Source organism: Campylobacter concisus (genome assembly GCF_003048615.2).
Classification (GTDB): Bacteria; Campylobacterota; Campylobacteria; order Campylobacterales; family Campylobacteraceae; genus Campylobacter_A; species Campylobacter_A concisus_C.
The window spans coordinates 693,490-714,480 of the sequence record NZ_CP049263.1 but is presented as its reverse complement, the minus strand read 5'-3'; the positions used below and the strand labels follow the sequence as shown (position 1 = coordinate 714,480).

At 40.0% G+C, this 20,991-nt stretch carries 13 protein-coding genes; 5 read left to right on the top strand and 8 right to left on the bottom strand.

Translation table 11 applies throughout. From position 1 onward, the window contains the following. Positions 1–241 precede the first annotated feature (241 nt). Complete coding sequence (locus tag CVS89_RS03630) at positions 242–3,433, top strand: S8 family peptidase (RefSeq protein WP_107848224.1); 3,192 nt, start codon at positions 242–244, stop codon at positions 3,431–3,433. A gap of 41 nt (positions 3,434–3,474) precedes the next feature. On the opposite strand, the gene ilvA is transcribed toward CVS89_RS03630, so the two are convergent. Genes ilvA through CVS89_RS03600 form a run of 6 tightly spaced genes read right to left on the bottom strand, consistent with a single transcriptional unit; the run spans position 3,475 to position 12,114 of the window. Further along, the gene (ilvA, locus tag CVS89_RS03625; protein WP_009293964.1) at positions 3,475–4,686 is read right to left on the bottom strand and encodes a threonine ammonia-lyase; all 1,212 of its coding nucleotides are present in this window, start codon (positions 4,684–4,686) and stop codon (positions 3,475–3,477) included. Between the two features lie 14 nt (positions 4,687–4,700). Beyond that, positions 4,701–5,810 (bottom strand): tRNA (uridine(54)-C5)-methyltransferase TrmA, encoded by a 1,110-nt coding sequence (trmA, locus tag CVS89_RS03620; protein ID WP_107848223.1) that lies wholly within the window; start codon positions 5,808–5,810, stop codon positions 4,701–4,703. Between the two features lie 2 nt (positions 5,811–5,812). Next, the gene (locus tag CVS89_RS03615) at positions 5,813–7,516 is read right to left on the bottom strand and encodes a Na+/H+ antiporter NhaC family protein (RefSeq protein WP_107848222.1); all 1,704 of its coding nucleotides are present in this window, start codon (positions 7,514–7,516) and stop codon (positions 5,813–5,815) included. Between the two features lie 9 nt (positions 7,517–7,525). Beyond that, entirely contained in the window at positions 7,526–8,272 is a 747-nt protein-coding gene (locus CVS89_RS03610) for an SDR family NAD(P)-dependent oxidoreductase (protein WP_107848221.1), read from the bottom strand. 8 nt (positions 8,273–8,280) lie between these two features. Continuing rightward, a complete protein-coding gene (locus CVS89_RS03605; protein ID WP_107848220.1) occupies positions 8,281–9,492 on the bottom strand; it encodes an ankyrin repeat domain-containing protein in 1,212 nt (403 codons plus the stop codon). Positions 9,493–9,528: 36 nt separating this feature from the next. Next, the gene (locus CVS89_RS03600; protein WP_107848219.1) at positions 9,529–12,114 is read right to left on the bottom strand and encodes a bifunctional aconitate hydratase 2/2-methylisocitrate dehydratase; all 2,586 of its coding nucleotides are present in this window, start codon (positions 12,112–12,114) and stop codon (positions 9,529–9,531) included. Between the two features lie 122 nt (positions 12,115–12,236). Between CVS89_RS03600 and CVS89_RS03595 the strand changes: the two genes are divergently transcribed. Then, positions 12,237–12,695, top strand: a complete 459-nt coding sequence (locus CVS89_RS03595; protein ID WP_107848238.1) for a methylated-DNA--[protein]-cysteine S-methyltransferase — start codon at positions 12,237–12,239, stop codon at positions 12,693–12,695. Between the two features lie 289 nt (positions 12,696–12,984). Here the strand turns inward: CVS89_RS03595 and lon are convergent, their stop codons facing one another. Beyond that, the gene (lon, locus tag CVS89_RS03590; RefSeq protein ID WP_107848218.1) at positions 12,985–15,402 is read right to left on the bottom strand and encodes an endopeptidase La; all 2,418 of its coding nucleotides are present in this window, start codon (positions 15,400–15,402) and stop codon (positions 12,985–12,987) included. An 8-nt stretch (positions 15,403–15,410) separates the two neighbouring features. Further along, the gene (locus CVS89_RS03585) at positions 15,411–16,058 is read right to left on the bottom strand and encodes an outer membrane protein assembly factor BamD (RefSeq protein ID WP_021084369.1); all 648 of its coding nucleotides are present in this window, start codon (positions 16,056–16,058) and stop codon (positions 15,411–15,413) included. Between the two features lie 112 nt (positions 16,059–16,170). On the opposite strand from CVS89_RS03585, the gene fliW reads away from it, so the two are divergent. From fliW to CVS89_RS03570, 3 genes are read left to right on the top strand one after another with little or no spacing between them, the layout of a single operon-like run. Further along, a complete protein-coding gene (gene fliW / locus CVS89_RS03580; RefSeq protein WP_012140104.1) occupies positions 16,171–16,554 on the top strand; it encodes a flagellar assembly protein FliW in 384 nt (127 codons plus the stop codon). A 55-nt stretch (positions 16,555–16,609) separates the two neighbouring features. Continuing rightward, positions 16,610–20,812 (top strand): hypothetical protein, encoded by a 4,203-nt coding sequence (locus CVS89_RS03575; protein ID WP_107848217.1) that lies wholly within the window; start codon positions 16,610–16,612, stop codon positions 20,810–20,812. Beyond that, complete coding sequence (locus tag CVS89_RS03570; protein ID WP_103590794.1) at positions 20,806–20,991, top strand: hypothetical protein; 186 nt, start codon at positions 20,806–20,808, stop codon at positions 20,989–20,991. Before CVS89_RS03575 ends, CVS89_RS03570 begins: the two co-directional genes overlap by 7 nt.

Here is a 20,991-nt window from a genome sequence, read left to right as displayed (position 1 = left end):
AATCCTTTAAAAAAATATATAAATAATAGTTTTAAAAATAGATACAAAAAAAATTATATTTAAATAACTAATTTTAGATGAACTCTTTTATAAAAATATCTAGCTAAATGTAAAAATAGCGTAAATAACGTATATTTTCGTAAATTTAGCCTACGATTTTTTATTAAATTATTATTATTTTAATTAATAATTTATTTTAAGAATTTTAGAATTGGTTTAAATTTTATGTAAAGGACGAGATATGAAAAGATCTGTTTCAAGCAAAAAGTGCATCCTTTTAAGCGTTGCTTGCTGCACTCTTTTGCTTGCTAATCAACTAAGTGCCAGTGAGCAAAACAGAGGTAAATTTGGCGATATAAAAAGCTGGCAAAGCGATGAATACAAAGCTGACTGGGGTTTAGTGAGTATGAACGCAGCCGTTGCGTATGCTCTTGGAGCAACTGGCAAAGGAGTAACGCTTGGTGTGATGGACTCTGGAGTGCTACTTAGCCATCCAGAATTTAGTGATGGCAGAGTAAGTGCGCTAAAGGTTTCTGGTAGCTACTACAAAGATGGTCAAAGATACCCTGACACCGAGTATGGCAACTCACCATTAGTTGGAAAAGGCAGCGGAGATAAAAATAAAAAAAACTTTGGTGACTTTAAAAAAGGCGAGGAATTTAGCATAGATGGTGACTGGATAGCTGGAGTAAATGACTCTCACGGCACTCACGTAGCTGGCAGCATAGCTGCTTCAAGAGATGGCGTTGGCATGCACGGCGTAGCATTTGACTCAAGGCTTATAATGGGCAATACTGGCGGCACTGACGGCATGACATATGGTCCAAATCAAGACTACAACTTCTTTTTAAAATCCTACGAAGGACTAGCAAAGAGTGGAGCTAGAGCGATAAATAACAGCTGGGGTTCAAACCGCAAATTTTACAAAGCCTATGAAGGTGCTACTGGATATGATGGTGGCAACAACCTAGATATAAAAGATCTTGATGCTGCCTATAAAAGCTACTATCCATTTGTAGTAAATGGCAAAAATTTCTTAGATGCAGCCTATGAGGTCGCTACAAGATATGGCGTCATCCAAATTTTTACTGCTGGCAACAGAGACGGGATGAAAGAGTCATATACAAGAGCGATGCTTCCATACTTTAGACCTGATGCTGAGAAGTACTGGCTAAATGTCACTGGTCAGCTAGAGGGCGACACGCAGCGCTACAACACACCTGGCCACTCAAAATGGTGGAGCGTGGCAGCACCTGCAAAACCTATATACTCAACCGTCGTTGATCTAAAAACTGGCAAAGCAGACTACGGCACAAAAGGCGGCACATCAATGGCAGCTCCACACGTCACTGGCGCGCTTGGTGTCATCATGCAAAGATATCCATATATGAATAACGCCCAGATAAGAGAGGTGCTACTAACTACTGCAAGGCAGATTCATGATGATTTCAAAGAGCCAGCTGATACTAGAAAAATTTCAGGCTTTACTGCTGCGCTTGGAGTGCCTGATGAGCGCTGGGGCTGGGGCGTAGTGGATCTATATAAGGCGATGTTTGGACCAGGTCAGCTTCTAGGAGTATTTGATGTAAATTTAAATAGTGATGATATCTACTCAAACAACATAAGCGATGTGGCTATCAAATTTAGAAAAACAGAAGATGATGCAGAGGCTAAAATTTGGACCAAGCGCAAGGCTGAGCTAGAGAAAATAACAAATTTAACACCAGAGCAAAAAGCTGAACTTGAGATAGGTAATGCTAGAGAAAGAGCAAGAGAGCTAAGAGCAAGCGAGGGCTATGAAGGTACTCTTATAAAAAGAGGTCAAGGCACACTAAGCCTAGCAGGAGACAACTCTTACACTGGCAAGACCATGATAAAAGGCGGCAAGATCACAGCTCTTAATCAATCTTTAAAATCAAGCGATGTGATAGTAGAAAATGGCGGCGCACTAGAAATTGTAAAACAAATGAGCGTGCCAAAGGTTAGTAGAAATAAATTTACCTTGCAACTATCTTTAGGAGAAGTGACCAAAAAAAGCTCAAATGACGTAGTAAAAGCCACTATAAAATCAGGCGGTAGCTACATCGTCTCAAACGGCGCTTCAAATTTAGATCTAAACTTTGAGAAAAACTCATTTATAAACATAAGTGAGCCAAGCTTAGAGATCATGCAAAGGCTCTATAACGACAGCACAAAATCAAAGACATTTACTGCAACTGGAAATTTCAAAGGCTATGAAGATACCCTTTCAAAAGAGTATGCATTTTTTGATCTTGGAAAAAACTATAGTGATGACAAGCTAGAGCTTACCCTTAAAAAATCAAAAAATACAATGACAAGCATCGCAGCTAATGACAACCAAAAGAAAGTTGCACAGCTCATAGAAAGCACAGCAAGCCAGCCAGCGCTACTTCCTTCACCATTTAGAAGCAGACCAGCAGTTATCACAAGCGATCTTTATAGACACTTCATCTACACTACACCAAAAGAGGCAAAACAAACTCTAAAAACCTTTGCAAATGAGGCAAATTTAGCTCAGCACAATGCATTTTTACTAGAAAATATCATTCTTAAAAATGCAGTTATCAACCACGAATCTGACCCATTTGGCATAAGAGCAAGCGACTCAAACGGTATGAAATTTTGGTCAAATACCATGTTTGACGCTATGAAATTTAATGACATCAAAACAAACTCTATGACACAGCTTTTTGGATTTGACGGCAGTGTAAATGACGCATTTGTACTTGGCGGTGTTCTTGGTGCTAGCACAGAAAAAGTAAAAGAAGACGGCGATGATGCCTATAAGACAAAAGGCAAAAGCATCGGCATCTACGGCAAAAGTGAGATCGCTAGCACAAAACTAGACCTTGGCGTCCTATACACAGATGCTAAGCGCAAAACTCAAAATGGTGCAACAATCGCAAGCTTTTACTCAAACGATCATATAAAAAGCAAAGAAAAAGCGCTTAATGCTTATGCAAATTTAGCCCTAACTAGCTTTAACACAGAAAATTTCTCGCTAAACCCTTATGTGGGTGCAAGCTATCTACGCATGAAAACTGATAGCACAAGCCAAAATGTAGGAATTTTTAAGATGGATGTTGATGAAAAAACTAGAAATTTAGGCATTTTTAGCCTTGGTCTAAACCCTAGCGTACCATTTAGTCTAGGTAGCACTAAGATGAAATTTGAAGCTGATCTAGCATACAACAGACTAGTTGGCGACACAAAACCAACAATCGGCGTAAATGTCGCAAATGCTGGATATCTAGAGCTAGAGGGCAAAGAGGTTAAAAACCTTGGCACAGCTAGCCTTGGCATAAAAGCAAATGTCTATAAAAATGTAAATTTAGGCCTTTCTTACACTGGAGCTTTTGCTAAAGATGTAAGATCAAACAGCGTAAATGCTAAATTTGAGATATTGTTTTAGTTAGAAATGCTCGCTACTTTAAAGGTAGCGAGCTTGTAAATTTAGAAGAGTTGAGTGAAAGAAAAGCCGTTTTTATTAAGCGTATCTTTGATCTTTTCTTGATGCTCAAGGCCCTTTGTCTCAAGCGTGATAGTGATGCTTGCATCGCCGTAGTCAAGCTTAGTAGAGAAGCGGTCGTAGTCGATCTTGACGATATTTGCATTTGCTGATTTTAAGCTATCAGTTAGGCTCATGAGCGCTCCTGGCTTATCTACAAGTGTGATTTGTAAGGTCATCTTGCGGTGAGACTTGATAAGACCCTTTTCGATGATGATAGAAAGCACCTGAACATCGATATTTCCACCACTTAGCACCACGCCTATCTTTGCGCCTTTTTTAAATTTGATCTTATCATGCATAAGTGCTGCCACGCCAGCTGCGCCAGCTCCTTCAACGACGATCTTTTGCGTCTCTAGCAAGAACAAAATCGCAGTTGCGATCTCCTCATCATCGACCTGAACAAACTCATCCACGCACTCAACAATATTTTTAAGCGTGATCTCACTCGCATCACGCACAGCGATACCATCAGCTATGGTGCGAACCGACTTTGAGTTTATGCTCTTTTTAGCGCCATAGCTATTAAACATCGCTGGAGCGCCCTTTGCACCGACGCAAACGACTTTGGTTTTTGGATTGACTTGCTTTATACAGCTTGCCACGCCGCTAGCTAAGCCACCACCGCCAACTGGCACTACAACCATATCAAGGTCGCTTATCTCATCAAGCATCTCAAGACCCACAGTGCCCTGCCCTGCCATGACGTACTCATCGTTAAATGGATGAACAAAGGTCATATCTTTTTCTTTGGCGTAATTTACTGCAAATTCATACGCCTCATCAAAGTTATCACCTTTTAAGATCACTTCAGCGCCAAGATCCTTCGTGCCAGCTACCTTTAGAAGTGGGGTTGATTCTGGCATGACGATGCAAGCATGCACGCCAAATTCTTTTGCGCTTATCGCCACGCCTTGAGCGTGATTGCCAGCGCTTGCAGCCACGACGCCACGTTTTCGCTCCTCCTCGCTTAGGCTAGCTATTTTATTGTAAGCGCCTCTTATCTTGTAAGCTCCGGTTCGTTGTAAATTTTCTTCTTTTAGATAGACATTTGCGCCCAAAATTTTGCTAAGTTTTGCACTTAGCGCAAACGGAGTTTTATTTACAAAGTGACCGATCGTTATCTTTGCTTGGATTATTTTGTTTAATGAAACCATTTTCAACTTTCCTTTTAAAATTTATCTTTTGCCTCTAGTAGCACGCCACACTCGATGTGATGAGTGTTGGCAAACTGATCAAAGAGCGCAAATTTTATCACTTTATGGCTTTTAGTAAGCTCATTTAGATTTTCTTTTAGCGTATCTGGGTTGCACGAGATGTAGATGATGTTTTTGAAATTTCTAATGAAATTTATGACACTTTCACTTAGCCCAGCGCGTGGCGGATCGACAAGGACGTGCGAGAAATTAAAGTCGTTTAAGCTTATATCTTTTAGCCTATTAAACTCCCTAACGCCAGCAAATGCGCTCATCAGCTCATCAGCGTCCATTCGCAAAAATTTGATATTTTCTGCCCCATTTAGCTCGCAGTTTTTAAGGGCATTTGCGATCGAGCTTTTTGAAATTTCAGTGGCAAGAACGTTTTTAAATTTAAACGAAAGTGGGATCGTAAAATTCCCATGTCCGCAGTAGAGCTCCAGCAGGTCAGCGCCACCCTCAACGCACTCTTTTGCCCAAGCTATCATCTTCTCATTTACCGCTTTATTTGGCTGGATAAAGGCATTTTCACTTAGGCTAAATTTATAAATTTGCCCATCAACATTTAGCTCATCAACCAAATTTAGCTCACCACTTAGCAGCTTTTGACCACGTGATCTAGCTAGGATCATCACATCAAGCTTGCTAGCTATAATTTTCATAGCCGTTTCAAACTCACTACCAAGCTTTTTGTGATAAAGAAGCGTGACTAAAGTGCCGCTTTTACAGGCTATAAACTCCACTCCAAAGAGCTTTGTGCGTAAATTTTCATCATCTTGCAAGCTCTCAAGTAGCCTTGGCATGAGATGTGAAATTTGCTCGCAAACCTTTGGGCACTCATCTATAAAGACCTTTTTGCCCTTCTCGCTTGCGTGCATCGTATAGCTAAGCTTGCTACCCTCGTGCCAGATGCCAAACTCAGCCCTCGTGCGGTAGTGCTTTGGGCTTGAGCTAAAAAGATCAAATTTACCCTCATAAAAGTGGGAAAAATTTTGCTTGATAAGATCAGTTTTAAATGAAATTTGCTCACTATAAGGGGTAAAAAGAGTGCATGATCCGCACTCTTTTAGGTATTTGCAGTCCAAATTTATGCCGCTTTCTCTTCTACTTTTTTACCGACAAATCTAACCAAAGCCCAGATCGCTAAAAATCCGCAAGGAAGTGCGATCCAAACGCTAAGACCAAGTGCGACCGGCAAGTAGCCAACAAGCACACAAACCGCACAAACGCTAAGTGCGTAGATCATCTGCGTTGAGACGTGATCGATGTGGCTACATCCTGCGCCCATTGATGAAAGTATTGTAGTGTCTGATATCGGCGAGCAGTGATCACCAAAGATAGCGCCAGTTAGAACGCTTGAGATATTTACGATCATATAAGCATGCATCGCATCGCCATCTAAGCCGTAGTTTTTGCCCACTGCGTAAGCTAGTGGGATAGCAAGAGGCATCAAAATGCCCATCGTGCCGTAGCTGGTGCCAGTTGAGAAGCTAATAAATGAGCCAAGAATGAAAACAGCCACTGGCAAGATAAATTTAGGCGTTGAATCACTTAGTAGATCAACCAAATATCTTGAAGTGCCAAGCTCTTTGATAACCGCACTAAGGCTCCAAGCAAGAAGCAAGATGACGACCGTGATGATCATAGTTTTCCAGCCTTTTACCCACGTGCTAATAGCCTCTTTTACATCAAAAATTTTGCGCCAAACGCCCATCGTGATAGCTACTATGCTAGCGAGCAATGCTGCTTGAAATAGCGATGTAGCAGAGTCAGCTGCGCCAAAAGTATCTTTAAATGTTGAAAATGAAAGCGGATTTGCAAGTGCATTTTTAAGAGTATCGCCCTCAAGTGCAGCAAGACCACTAAAATAAAAGCTAGTAAATGCGCCGATAACTAGCACAAGAAGCGGCACTATCGCATTTGAAGCGCTTAGTTTTACACCCTCTTTTGGCTCAAGAGTCTTGTCTTCAAGGTCTTGAATTTGAGTTTTGCCAGAGTGAAGCTCGCCCTTTCTAGCGCGTCTTTCGGCTGCTAGCATAGGGCCATACTCGCGTTGCATCAAGGCTGTGCAGACGATGAAAAACAAGATAAAGAGGTTGTAAAATCTATATGGAATGGTCTCGATAAATATAGAATAAGCGTTTATGCCAGTCTCGCCGATAAGCTCGTAGCCCTTTTCAATGAGCGAAACCTCAAGTCCGACCCATGTAGAGATGATAGCAATACCTGCAATCGGTGCTGCAGTGGCGTCGATGATGAAGGCTAGCTTTTCGCGGCTGATTTTAAATTTATCGCTTATTGGTCTCATGATAGGACCAACGATTAGGGCGTTTGCGTAGTCATCGAAAAATACAAAGATACCCATAAGCCAAGTTGAAATTTGAGCTGAGACGCCAGTTTTTGCCTTTTTGCTAAGCCAAAGAGCAACTGCTTTTGTGCCGCCCATCTTTGTGATAAGTGCGACCACGCCGCCTATACAAAGCACTTGAAGCAAGATGCCAGCATCGGTGCTATCAGCCATTGACTCAACCACTCTTGAAACGATGCCTGTAAAGCCTTTGATGATGCCCATAAATACATTTTCATTAACGATATTTATAAGAAATGTTCCGCTAAAAACACCGATAAATAGCGACAATATAACGTCTTTTGTGATAAAAGCAAGCGCTATGGCCACAACTGGCGGTATCAGCGTGAAAACGCCGTAAATTTGTGCATTTCTTTTGGCGACTTCTGGATCAACGCCAAAAAGCGCGACACTAAAAAATAGTAACAATAAAATTTGTCTCACATAAACTCCTTAAAATTTTTCTATCGCAAGTCCAGCCCAAGTCTGCGTATTTGCCATGACTTCGACCCTGTTTATATTGACACTTCCAGGCATATTTAGACAATTTACCAAAATAGTCGCGATATCCTCAGACGTGATGAAATTTGTATGATCATAGATGCTATCAGCCTTTGCCTTATCGCCCTTAAATCTAACCTCGCTAAATTCAGTCTTGCAAAGCCCTGGCTCGATGTTTGTCACTCTGATATTTGTGCCAACTAGATCGTTTCTCAAATTTAGACTAAACTGCTTTACAAAGGCCTTTGTAGCGCCATAAACGTTGCTACCAGGATATGGCCACGAGCCAGCTGTTGAGCCAAGATTAAATATATAGCCCTTTTCTTGCTTGTAAAGTAGCGGCAAAACGGCCTTTGTAGAGTAGATAAGACCCTTTACATTTGTGTCTATCATCGTCTCAAAGTCCTCTACCTTCGCATCTATCGTCTTTTCTTGTCCTAAGGCAAGTCCAGCGTTATTTACAAGTACTTCGATATCTTTAAATTTATCAGGCAGGCTATCAACTGCGTCAAAAACAGCCTTTTTATCACGTATGTCAGCTACGATGATATGCGTATCGCCAAGCTCACTTGCTAGCTTTTTTAGCCTATCTTCGCGCCTTGCAAGAGCTACTATCTTGTAGCCCTCTTTAGAAAGTCGTCTAGCGATCGCCTCGCCAAAGCCAGATGTCGCGCCTGTCACAAAAGCTGTCTTTTTCATATCTCTTCCTAATTAAAATTTGGCTTTAAACCAAACTCTTCTAAAAATTTAATATTTTTTTCGTTTTTATCTTTGATCGCATAATCAAGCGCGTTAAATCCCGCATCATCAGTGGCGTTCATATCAGCGCCGTTATCTATCAAAAGCTTTAAAATTTCAGGCGTCGCGTGAGCTGCTGCGTGCATGAAAACGCTTCTGTTTGTATGCTCTAGGCCACACGTATCCTCTACTTGCATCATGCCTAAATTTATCATATTCATCTTAGATTGCTCGTCGATGTAGCTCTCGTTTGCATTTGCCCCGCTTTTTAGCAAAAGCTCGCAAAGAGGCGCATCCTCAAACTGCACAGCATAAAAAAGCGCACTTTTGCCAAAGAAATTTTTGTGATTTACATCGGCTCTATTTTTAAGCAAAATTTTTACATTTTCTAAATTTTTAAGAGCAAAAAATAGCGGTGTCTCATCGCCTAAATTTAGATCCGCCCCGCGCCTTATGATCTCTTCTATTATCTCGCTACTTTTGTCATTTAGTAGCGCTATATCAAGTAAATTTGTAAGCTCTGCGGTGGTGAAATTTTTAGAATAAAGCAAATTTGCAAGCTCGTCTTGGCTTAGCTTTTGAGCCATCATCTTTTGCTCAGAAGTTAGGGCCTTAGCCTTATTTACCTTTTTGCCAACGCTAAAGCTTAAAAACTCATTTATCACGCTAGTTGCGTAGTAAGCGGCACTTGCACTATCAACACCTAAAGCCTCATAAAATTTAACCAGCGGAGTTTGAGCGTTTTTATAAGCTTCGCTGAATTTTTTATATTTTAAGAAATTAAACAGGCTCTCATTCGCCCAGTATCTAAAGTACTCCATCTGAGCGTCTTTTTGAGCCTCGGCCGCTTCTGGCTTTGCAAGCTCTTTTTGGTAGATTTCAGGAGCAAACGAGGCTTTTAGCAAGATCCATCTAAATTTATTTAAATTTTCTCTATAAACGCCCTCGCCAACGCAGCTTTGAGACTCGCTTCTAACAGCCACACTCGCATCAAAAAGCTCTTTTACCTCTTTTAAATTTAAAAGCGAGCCATCGCAATAAAATAGCCCCTCATTCGCATAAGCAAGCTCGTTTGGAGTAGTTTTAAAGCTCTCTTTTTTAGCAAGGTCACTGCACTCTAATGCATGTAAATTTACAAAAAGAAAACTGCTAAAAAAGAGAAAAAAAGCTACTTTTTTCATCAAAGCTCCTTAAAATTTCGCGATATTGTAACAAATTTATATACTAAACTCGCTTATTTCATTAAAATTTAGGTATTTATAAATTTGATCTTTATTTAAACTAAGACTATCTCTTACTATTTTTTTATACTCGCTAACGCTTGGCAAACGCCCTAATAGCGCGCATACAGCAGCTAGCTCGGCACTTCCTAGATAGACCTTTGCGCCCATGCCCATTCTGTTGTCAAAATTTCTAGTCGAGGTCGAAAAAACGACGGCATTGTCATTTACTCTTGCTTGATTACCCATGCAAAGCGAGCAGCCTGGCACCTCTGTCCTAGCATTTAACCTTTTAAAAATTTCATAAACGCCCTCATCTTCAAGCGTCTTTTTATCCATCTTTGTTGGCGGAGCGATCCAAAGTCTAGTAGTGAGCTTACTCTCACGCTCTAAAATTCTAGCAAGCGCCCTGTAATGCCCGATATTTGTCATACAGCTACCCACAAAGACCTCGTCGATGTTGTGTGCTCTTTTGCTATCAGCTAAAATTTCACTCAGTGTCGCCACGTCGTCTGGGTCGTTTGGACAGGCCAAAATCGGCTCATCTATCTGTGATAAATCAATCTCTAAAATTTCAGCATATCTTGCGTCCTTGTCAGCTCTTAAAAGAGTTGGGTTTTCTAGCCATTTTTGCATCTTCTCTTTTCGCCTCTCAAGCGTTTCACGGCTCTCATACCCAGCTTTTATCATCGCCTCAATTAGCGCAACATTTGAGCGAACGTACTCCGCGACGCTATCAATGCTTAAATTTACCACGCAAGCAGCCGCCGAGCGCTCAGCCGAAGCGTCACTTAGCTCAAACGCCTGCTCCACTTTTAGACTCTCAAGCCCTTCTATCTCTAAAATTTTGCCCGCAAAAATGTTCTTTTTGTTTTTCTTTTCAACGCTTAAAAGCCCTTTTTTGATAGCAAAATAAGGTATCGCATTGACAAGATCACGAAGCGTCACGCCCTCTTTTAGCTCGCCTTTAAATTTGATCAAAACTGACTCTGGCATATTTAGCGGCATCATTCCAAGTACCGCTGCAAACGCTACTAGGCCGCTACCTGCTGGAAAGCTAATGCCAATAGGAAATCTCGTGTGACTATCGCCGCCAGTGCCCACCGTGTCAGGCAAGACCATGCGGTTTAGCCACGAGTGGATGACGCCATCACCTGGCTTTAAGCTAACCCCACCGCGAAGCGTCATAAATTTAGGCAAACTCTTTTGCATCTCGAGGTCGCTTGGCTTTGGATAAGCAGCCGTATGGCAAAAGCTTTGCAAGACAAAATCCGCCCCAAAACTAAGGCTAGCAAGCTCTTTTATCTCATCTCTAGTCATGGGCCCTGTAGTGTCTTGCGAGCCAACGGTCAAAATTTCAGGCTCCACGTATGCCCCAGCTCTCACGCCAGCCTTGCCACAAGCCTTGCCGACCATCTTTTGAGCGAGTGTATAGCCACCGCCTAGCTCTTTTGGCTGATCTGGCTTTATGAAAATTTGCTCTTCGCCAAGCCCCAAGGCCTCTCTAGCCTTTTTGGTCACTTGCCTACCTATCATCAAAGGTATCCTGCCGCCTGCTCTTATCTCGTCGCTTAGAGTGTTTGGGCTAAGTTTAAAATTTGCCACGAGCTTTTTTTCGTTGCCTGCGAGCTTGTAAATTTCGCCTTTAAATGGATAAATTTCTATCTCATCGCCCATTTCTAGCTCATTTACGTTTGCAACTATCGGCAGTGCGCCGCTATCTTCAGCGGTGTTAAAAAATATCGGAGCTATGGTCGTGCCGATCACGATGCCACCGGTTTTTTTGTTTGGCACGCCCTCGATTTCATCGCCAAGGTGCCACTGGATAGAGTTTATACCGCTCTTTCTGCTGCTACCAGTGCCGACCACGTCGCCAACATATGCCACGCTCTTACCAAGGCTTTTTAGCTCTTGTAAAATTTTCAAACCCTCAGGCATCTTTTTAACGAGCATCGCCTTTGCGTGAAGCGGTATGTCAGCCCTTGTATAGGCTTCGCTTGCAGGACTTAGATCATCTGTATTTGTCTCGCCAGGCACCTTAAAAACCACTGCATTTATGCACTCATCAAGCGGCTTTTTATGCGTAAACCACTCGGCGTTTGCCCAAGAAACAAGCACCTCTTTTGCAAATTTATTGCTATTTGCTAGCTTTGTGATCTCGTCAAAATGTTCATGCACCAAGATAATGTTTTTTAGCTCATTTGCCGCAGCTTGCGCGATAACATCATCGCTATTTTTTAGTGCTCGCACCAAAATTTCCACGTTATATCCGCCAAGCATCTTTCCTAAAATTTTAATGGCACGAACCGCGTCAAGGCCGTCTATCTTAAGACCTTCTATCACCTCGCCAAGAAATTCTGCCTTTATCTTTGCCGCGTCATCAACGCCTGGATTTACGCGATTTGTGAGCAAATTTATAAGAAATTTTAGCTCGTTTTGCGCCTTCTCATCGCCACTAGAGTTGCCAGCAAGTCTCATTAGCTCGCAAATTTCGCTTGTTTGCTTGGCATTTAGCGCAAGCGGTGGCACGCCCTCTTTTTCTCGCTCACTCACGTGTTTTTCGTAGTCGGTAAAAAAGCCCATAAATTTCCTTTGTGATTTTGCTCGTTTTTAGTCTAAAATCGCTGATTTTGCTTGCATTTTATCAAAAAGCAAAACAATCTAAAGTAAAATTTGCCCAAAATTTCAAATTTCAAGGAGCAAATGTGTCAAAAGCCTACCTAAAATCGCCCATTGGAATTTTAGAGATCGTTGCTAGCGAAAATGGAATTTGTGAGATAAATTTTGTAGATAAATTTGAAAAAGTAGCGGTAAAAGATGAAAATTTAAAGCTGTGTTTAGATGAACTAAAGGCTTATTTTAAAGGCGAGCTTAAAAAATTTAGCGTTAGACTTGATATAAAAACGACCAAATTTAGAGCCAAAATTTATGAAATTTTACAAAAAGTGCCATACGGCGAAACGACCACATACGCAGCTCTTGCACTTGCTGCAGGTCATAAAAACGCTTACCGCGCAGCGGGATCTGCAAATGCCAAAAACCTACTGCCTATCATCATCCCTTGCCACAGAGTGCTCTCTCACAGCGGCCTTGGTGGCTACTCAGGCGGCGAAGGCCTGCCAACTAAAATTTGGCTTTTAGAGCACGAAGCAAAGCATAAATAGCTATAAATTTAAATTTGACCTTCAAAAGTTTTCATTAAATTTTAAAATTTATGAGCGAGCATATCACGGCTCTAATTTTAGCGCTAAACATAGCGCAACCTAATTTTAGTAGTCCACTAAGGTAAGTTAGTAAAGTTATAAAAATTTGAAAAAAAGATTTTTAGAAATTTAAACTTTTTACTTAAAAGATAAACAAATAAACTTAATTTTTGATTTTTAGTATAAACATATTATAAATGTAAAAATTTTTCCTAGCCCCAAGTTAGACAAAATGGGGCTAGAGTAGGGATTATTTTTTAGCTACAAGAGCGTTTTTTAGCACATCATCGATCGTATCAACGGCGATGATCTTCATATCAGCTTTTACTTCGGCTGGGATATCGACAAGGTCACGGTCATAGTTTTTACGAGGTATCAGAGCTGTTTTGATGCCAGCTTTGTGAGCGGCGATCAGCTTCTCTTTTAGTCCTCCGATAGGTAAAACTCTACCAGTTAGTGTGATCTCGCCAGTCATTGCGATGTCGTGTTTGACTTTTGTATCAGTTAGTATCGATGCGATCGCAGTTGCCATCGTGATACCAGCGCTTGGACCATCTTTTGGCACCGCACCTTCTGGCACGTGTAAGTGAAGGTCATAGCGTCTATAAACGTCGCTGGCTTCGAGCTTGTGCTTGTCGTCGTCAAATTTTGGCACGATAGCCATCGGCACTTTTAGCTTTTTGTTGTCTATCAGCACTTTTACGACGCTAAATGCGATCTGAGCGCTCTCTTTCATCACGTCGCCTAGCTGGCCGGTGATCTGCATATTGCCTTTGCCTTGGATCCTGATAGCCTCGATCCTTAGCACGTCGCCACCGACACTCGTCCACGCAAGGCCATTTACCAAGCCGATCTGGTCTTTCTTGTCAGCTGGCTCGATCTCATAGACCTTTTTCTCTAAAAACTCTTTTAAATTTTTAGCCGTGACGCTGATTTTGCCTTCATTCTTTTTGGTAAGGATGTTTTTGGCGACTTTTCTTAGTATATCAGCGATCCTGCGGCGTAAATTTCGCACACCACTCTCTCTTGTGTAGTCGCTGATGATTAGCTCAAGCGCCTCTTTACTGATGCTCACATCACTTGGTTTTAGCCCGTGCTTTTTAAGCTCTTGAGGCAAGAGATATTTTTTAGCGATCTCAAATTTCTCTTGTGGGGTGTATGAGCTAAGCTCGATAAACTCCATCCTGTCACGAAGTGCAGCTGGTATCATGCTCACGTCATTTGCTGTGGCGATGAAGATGATCTTGCTAAGATCAATGTTGAAATTTAGGTAATAGTCTCTAAATTTATTATTTTGCTCTGGGTCTAAAATCTCAAGTAAAACAGCAGTCGGGTCGCCTCTGTAGCTTCTGCCAACTTTGTCAATCTCGTCTAAAACAACCACTGGATTCATCTGCTTGGCTTCTATGAGCCCTTGCACGATGCGGCCTGGCATAGCGCCTATATAGGTGCGGCGGTGGCCTCTTAGCTCGTTTACGTCCTCAAGTCCGCCAAGAGCGATCCTGACTAGCTCACGCTTTAGCGCCTTTGCGATCGAGTTTGCAAGGCTTGTTTTACCCACGCCTGGGGGTCCTGCAAAGCATAAAATGGCGCCGTTATTTACCTTTTCACCAACACCTCTAAGCTCCAAAAGCTCACGCAAGGCAAAATACTCCTCTATGCGCTCTTTTGGCTTTTCTAAGCTGTAGTGATCGGCATTTAGGTGCTTGCTCACTTCGGCGATAGATGACTTTTTCTTAGTTACATTCTCAAATGGAATTTCAAGTACCCAGTCAAGGTAGCTTTGCAAGGTGTTCGCGTCTGCTGAGTCTGGGTGCATGCGAGAGAGCTTATCTATTTGTTTTTTGATCTCTTTATAGGCGTCCTCAGCCATAAATTTCTTCTTCGCATCAAGCTTTTTGCGGTACTCCTCAAGCTCCTCTTCACGGCTCGTATCCGCTCCAAGCTCAGCTTGAATTTGCTTTAGCTGCTCTTTTAAAAAGTACTCTTTGTTTGTCTTGTCGATCTTTGAATGAACCTTATTTTTGATCTCTTTTTGAAGCTTGTTTGCCTCGATCTCTTCGATGACGTAGTCGATGAGCTTTAGTAGGCGCTGCTCTAAATTTTCTTCGACAAAAAAGCTATAAGCGATCTGTTTTTTTAGGCGAAGCGCGCTTGAGACTAGGTCGCAAACTCTGATCGCCTCAGCACTCTCTTCGATCGTCTTTAAAAGATCAGGCGGGAAAAAGTGGCTAAACTGCGAAAGTTCTCTTACTTTTTCTCTTAAAACTACGATGAGAGCGTCAGTTTTGACCTGTGATGGGCGCTTTACGTGGAGCATATCGACGATGCCACGGAGTGGGTTTATGCCTGATTGTTTTAAAATTTTACCCTTGTCGATGCCCTGAAATAGCACTTTTACGCGTCCGTCAGGTAGCGGCACACGGCGCATTATCGTGCCGATCACGCCTGCATCATAGATGCCGTCAAAGTCTCTAGCGCCGTCTTGCTGGGGCTTTGTAGGCACGACAAGGATCGGCGTTTCTCCTTGTATGGCAAGCTCAAGCGCTTTTAAATTTTCTTCGTCGCTTAAAAAAAGCGGTGTTATCATAAATGGATATAAAAATAGCTCGTCCTCAACTATGATAGGTATCTCAGTTGGGAAGCCTTTGTTTTCGTTTATTTGCAAAATTTCTCCTATTCAAACAGTTTTCTATACCATGCCACGTCAGGTTTGATAAGGTCTGAGTTTTTAAACGGCGACTCTTCTAGCTTTTGCTCGTAAATTTTAGCCGAAACGTCACGGCCAGTTCTCTTGTAAAGATCTGCTATTTGCATGTCTAAGAAGTAAAGGGCTAGCTTAAATTTGATAAGCATGGTCTCAATAAGCGGCTTATACTCGGTATTTGGATACATATAAAGAAATTTCTCGATTTCAGTTACGCTATCCTCCATTAGCTTTTGGTTGCGGTTTGGCTGGGTAAATGAGTCAAAATTTGCTTTTATCTTTAGATATTGAGCAAATTCTGTTTTTGGGCCGTTATCGCCGTATCTTTTGATGTATTCATCAAGATAGTGATTTGCCATGAGATACTCTTCGTCATTTGCGTGAGCTTGGGCAAGGATGAGTAAAATTTGCTCCAAAAGCGGGCTTGCAACGTGCTCGCTAGCCATTGAAACGTAGTGTTTATCAGCTGACTCCAGATCGCCATCTTTTATGTCAGCGATAACTTGAGCGTACCACTCGTCTGGAGTTAGATTGTAAAGTTCGGTGTATTTTTCAGCACAACCACTAAAAAGCCCTAAAAGAGCTACAACTGCTAGAAATTTAGAAAATTTTTTCATGCTTTTCCTTAAAAATTTTAAATTCGCTTATTTTACATTTTTTGGCATTATTTTTGTATAAATTTTTTAAAACTATGCTAAAATAAGGCAATTTTACAAAACAGGAGTTAGTATGATTTTTAGTGTTAAAAGCCCTATTTTAGGCTTTGAGCATATCAAGACGATGGAACTGATTGAGCTCGATAAATTTTTTGTTAAGTTAGCAAGTAAAGATGACGAAACATCTTTTACAATGATAAATCCTTTTGCGTTAAGAAGTTATGAATTTGACATCCCAAGCTACTACGAAGAGCTTATGGACATTAAAGAGAGCTCACAACTTAGAATTTACAACATTATCGTAGTTGCCCTCCCTCTTGAGAAATCAACCGTGAATTTCGTGGCTCCTATCGTTTGCAATATGGACAATATGACTTTATCTCAAGTAGTGCTTGACGTTACAAAGTATCCACAATACGGACAAGCCGAGATGATAGAAAATTTCATACAAAAGTAGTTAAAGAAATTTAAAATCATTTCTCATTTTTCAATGGCTTTGGGGGAGGTGAGTTATGCTAAGGCATTTGCTTATATTTTGTCTTGGTTTTGTATTTAGTTTTTGTGCACCTAGAGATTGCACTCCTGCCGAAGCTGCTGCTATTAGTTGTAGTGGCGCACAATACTCTTGTTATATAGATGCGGAAGAGTATCAAGACGGCTCTTCTAAAAATATCCCTCACTGTATAAAAACATTTCAAAAAACATGGACAGTAGATACTGTAAATAGAGGGTACGACCACTACCATGTCTACGTTTCAGGTTCTACGCCATTACCATTAACGACTGTATTAGACGACAAAACACCTAAGTTAAAACAAAGAGTTATAAATGGCAACCTAAACACAAGAGTAAATGGTGATATGGCAACGATCGGCGCAACTGTTATGATACCAAAGTATAATGGATATAACTTTGTTCCAACTTCATCTGATGTGTATAAAATGACAGTAACAGCTGATAGAAGATTTTTAAATGATGGAAATTTTGCTCAAAGTAATTACACTCTTTGCCAAAGTGATTATGTATATAATCCAAGTAATATTAATTACTGCAAAAATTCCGCCTCATCTACATTTGACTTTAGCGATAAAGGCTCTTTTATACAAGGACACTTAAAAGGCGAAAATGTAGTCTATGCTAGACTTTACTGGGGTGGCTCTATATACCAAAATTGGAAAGTACAAAGTGGACCAAATTTTATCAAAACTGCATTAGAATATATGAAAGGATATAGCAAGATAGACTTTAAGGCACCAGGAAGACCTGTTGTGACACTAGATGCTGATCCAAAAGATGTCTTTTGGCTAGGCTCTTTTAGCGAATATAGACCAAAGTCAATGACAATAGAAGCATATAACCAATCAGGAGACCACCAAACTCCAGCAAAGGCTGGTATAAACTACGTCTATGCAGCAAGTGTAGATGTAACTGATATCGTAAAAGACACTCTTGGCACTACTTCACAAGATAGAACGTTTTATGCTGGAAACATAAGAGCCACCACAATACCAACCAAACCCGATTTTATAGATCCAAGTGATGCATATTTTACTAAACCTGGCGGTGTAAATGTAACACTAGCTCCAGTGTGGGGTACATTGCTTTTTGGTCCAGCCACAAATAGTAACGTCTATAACAATGGATACTGGCTACAAACTATCGGAGGACAATACGCAGCATGGAGTTTAGTTATTATATATGACTTTGACGATGAAACCGCTATAACAAATAATATAGAGCCAAAGCTAGTTAGTATTTTTGACGGTCTCGAAAAGCTTGCCCCGGACTTGATAAGAATCAACGAAGCACCTGGCACCATAAAATCATCCACTATAGAAACCACATTTGACAATATCTACACTCCAAAGACTGGGAATATGGATGCTGCACTTACAGTATTATCTTTTGGCGGCAAGAAAGAAGTAAAAGGTGAAAACATACAGATAAAAAAGGGTGCCAACTATGAAAGCATAACTAGTGCAAATAATGCCCAAGGCGAACAGTTTAACTCTACTATGACGAAATTTGGGCAAAATATAAATCCTGGCAGAGACTTCAATACGCAAGTTGACTTAGACATATTTGACATATCAAGCAATATAGAGCCTAATAAAACAAAAGCTGAGATTAAGATGAAATTTACAGTTTCAACAAAAAAAGATGCCAGCTCAAGTATAGTGAGCGCAGACCGTGTAAATTTAGCTATGGTTGGCTTTTCTACACGCATTTATAGACCTGGTGCTTGCTATATGGAATACATCTACAAAAAAGAGCCTGGACAAAGCAATTTTACACTAGTAGCTAAGAATACGCCTATTAGCGTACCTAGAAATACCATATTAAAAACAGTTATTCAAGCAGTTAATAATACAAATGAAGATGCTGACGAATTTGCTCTAAAAACCACAATCAATCCAAGCCAAACATATAAACCAAATTCGACAAAGATCATTAGCTCAACAACAATATCTAGCTACTCCGAAACTATGATTGGGCAACAAGACTATAACGACAACACAGGTCTTCAGCAGTTAAGTGGAAATACTTTAACATTTTATCTAGGTGAAAATGCCAATACAAACATAGGTGGCAAGCTAAAACACAATAAAGGCAACTACGCATATGCTATATATGAAGCAGCTCTTAAATCAAAATTTGAGCAAAACAGTTATAAAGCAACAATTGTAAATTCTAGTATAAACCTAGCCTCTTATGATACCTACATTAACAAGTGTAGTGATTATTACTATGATATAAGCGTCGATCCGTTAAGACCCAACGACTTCATCCCAAGCAATAAACAAGATGATGGCTCACCTACTTTTAAAAACAAATATAAAAATAGGCTCTTAACTCAAATAGTTACTAAGCCATTTAACCTATATATCACAAACTATGGACCAGATGGTAATAAAAGAATACCTGATACTCCAGTAGATGTTAAAGTAGAGGTAGTTACTAGTTGTGCAGCTCCTGCTACTGATCAAGATCAAGTTTTACTTACTAAAGATATAAGATTTGATGGAATTAGTGAAATTTTAATTCCAAATATTAAAATAGATAAAGCATATAAAAGTGTTAGACTTAGAATTTCGCACTTTGATCCTTCATCAAACACTAATAAAGTAGCATGTCAAGACTTAGATGACTTTGCAGTTAGACCACATCACTTTAGACTATGGAATACTGATAGTAACACAAAAAGAACTGGATCATTTACTCTTGTTGGCGGAGAAGTTTATAACAACATAGCCATTGCTGCTATGAAGCCAGATGATACTCATATAGCAAGAGGCTATACTCATAATATAGATGGTACTAATGGAGAGATAGCACTAAAGCCAGCAAGCACTGCTACTTGTGATCCTAGCTTTTTAGCAAGCGAGAATAAGCTAAGTGTAAATTTTTCTGATGGAATTGGTCAAATTTCACGCCATACATCAAGCGGAAGTGTAATATCAGGTTTTTCATATTCAGACATAGGAGACACCTCTTTTTATATATTAGATAAAAGCTACACTTCAACTGACCAGCACACATCTCCAAGAGAAGATGACTGCGTAAGAGGTTCAACCAGCAATGATCCTACACAAGATCCTGAAGGAAGAGTTGGATGTAATATAAAAATAGAAGATGTTGAAGATTATCTTTTTAAACCAAAAGAGATACAAATAAGTAATCTAAAGATAGAAAAAGATGATGAAGTAACATATCTTGATAGCGAAGGTGTACAAAAGGCAAAACTTACATTTGATGTAGTAGCAAAGCTTGGTAATAATCAAGCTGCAAGGCTCTATAAAGATGGCTGCTATGCAAGAGCCACTAGCTTTGATATAAAGCTTGATAGAGTACCTTTAAATTTTACTGATAATAATGGCAATGCTGGTACATTAGCAAAGGCAAATGAAGAGCTATTATTCTTTGAAATTCCTAGCTCAAACACTAAAAAAGTAACTGGTCCTGGTGTTTCAAAAAATAGATTTTATGTAGGCATATCAACCTTTGTAAATGGCAAAGCAAAGGGTGAAGTAAATTTCAACTTTACAAGAAAGATAAATCATGCTAAAAATCCTTTTACAGTTTCTAGTAATGACTTTGCTTTTAGTAGTATAGAAGATAACTCAACTATATCAAAGATATATACTAAATCACCAAATGAAACAACAGCTAAATTTTACTACGGTAGAGTTTATGCTCCATTTTATGAAGGTCTTTATAGTGGATTTAATGCTAAAATTTACTATGGCGCATATTGTGATGGATGTAACAAAAATATCTATATGAAAGATAGTAGTGGAGCTTTTTGGAAAGATTTCCCAGCCGCAATCTTTTGGAGTACTAATCCTAATCATAGTGCAGGAGCTCTTGGATTTAATGATTTTAGTTTTACAAACACTTATAGTATGACTGTTTTAAGAAATAATGTAAGTGCTATAAATAATGGTGAACAGATAATATTTGTAAGCAATCCATCAGCAGTTACTGATGTAACTAAGATGAAAGCACCAAAGTGGCTACTTTATAATGAATTTGATGAAAATGCTATAACGAATAACTTTAATTTAAATTTCTTAGTGCCAAATGGTGACTGGGCTGGTAAGACATTAAATAAAGATAATACTAAGAGTAATGAAGGTAGCTTTATAGGCAAGATAAATAATAGCAACAGTCAATTAGATGTAGTTGATAAGACAAATAGGAGGATTGAGTGGTAGCGATAGCTAGCACTCTAACTCTCTCTTTAAGCACTATTTTGTTTGATATTTTCTCTAAAAAAGTATCACTAAAAAATACAAAAGAAGTAAGAAAAGCTTTAGCACTAAAAGGATATACTTTCTCCTTTGCTTGTCCTTGGCAAGATGCCATTATGCTAGTTACATTAAGGAGATTGTAG

Excerpts from the sequence above, each read along its gene's own strand:
- CVS89_RS03630 (WP_107848224.1), top strand. The coding sequence starts at position 242 with ATGAAAAGATCTGTTTCAAGCAAAAAGTGCATCCTTTTAAGCGTTGCT.
- ilvA (WP_009293964.1), bottom strand. The coding sequence starts at position 4,686 with ATGGTTTCATTAAACAAAATAATCCAAGCAAAGATAACGATCGGTCAC.
- CVS89_RS03610 (WP_107848221.1), bottom strand. The coding sequence starts at position 8,272 with ATGAAAAAGACAGCTTTTGTGACAGGCGCGACATCTGGCTTTGGCGAG.
- CVS89_RS03605 (WP_107848220.1), bottom strand. The coding sequence starts at position 9,492 with ATGAAAAAAGTAGCTTTTTTTCTCTTTTTTAGCAGTTTTCTTTTTGTA.
- CVS89_RS03600 (WP_107848219.1), bottom strand. The coding sequence starts at position 12,114 with ATGGGCTTTTTTACCGACTACGAAAAACACGTGAGTGAGCGAGAAAAA.
- CVS89_RS03585 (WP_021084369.1), bottom strand. The coding sequence starts at position 16,058 with ATGAAAAAATTTTCTAAATTTCTAGCAGTTGTAGCTCTTTTAGGGCTT.
- fliW (WP_012140104.1), top strand. The coding sequence starts at position 16,171 with ATGATTTTTAGTGTTAAAAGCCCTATTTTAGGCTTTGAGCATATCAAG.
- CVS89_RS03575 (WP_107848217.1), top strand. The coding sequence starts at position 16,610 with ATGCTAAGGCATTTGCTTATATTTTGTCTTGGTTTTGTATTTAGTTTT.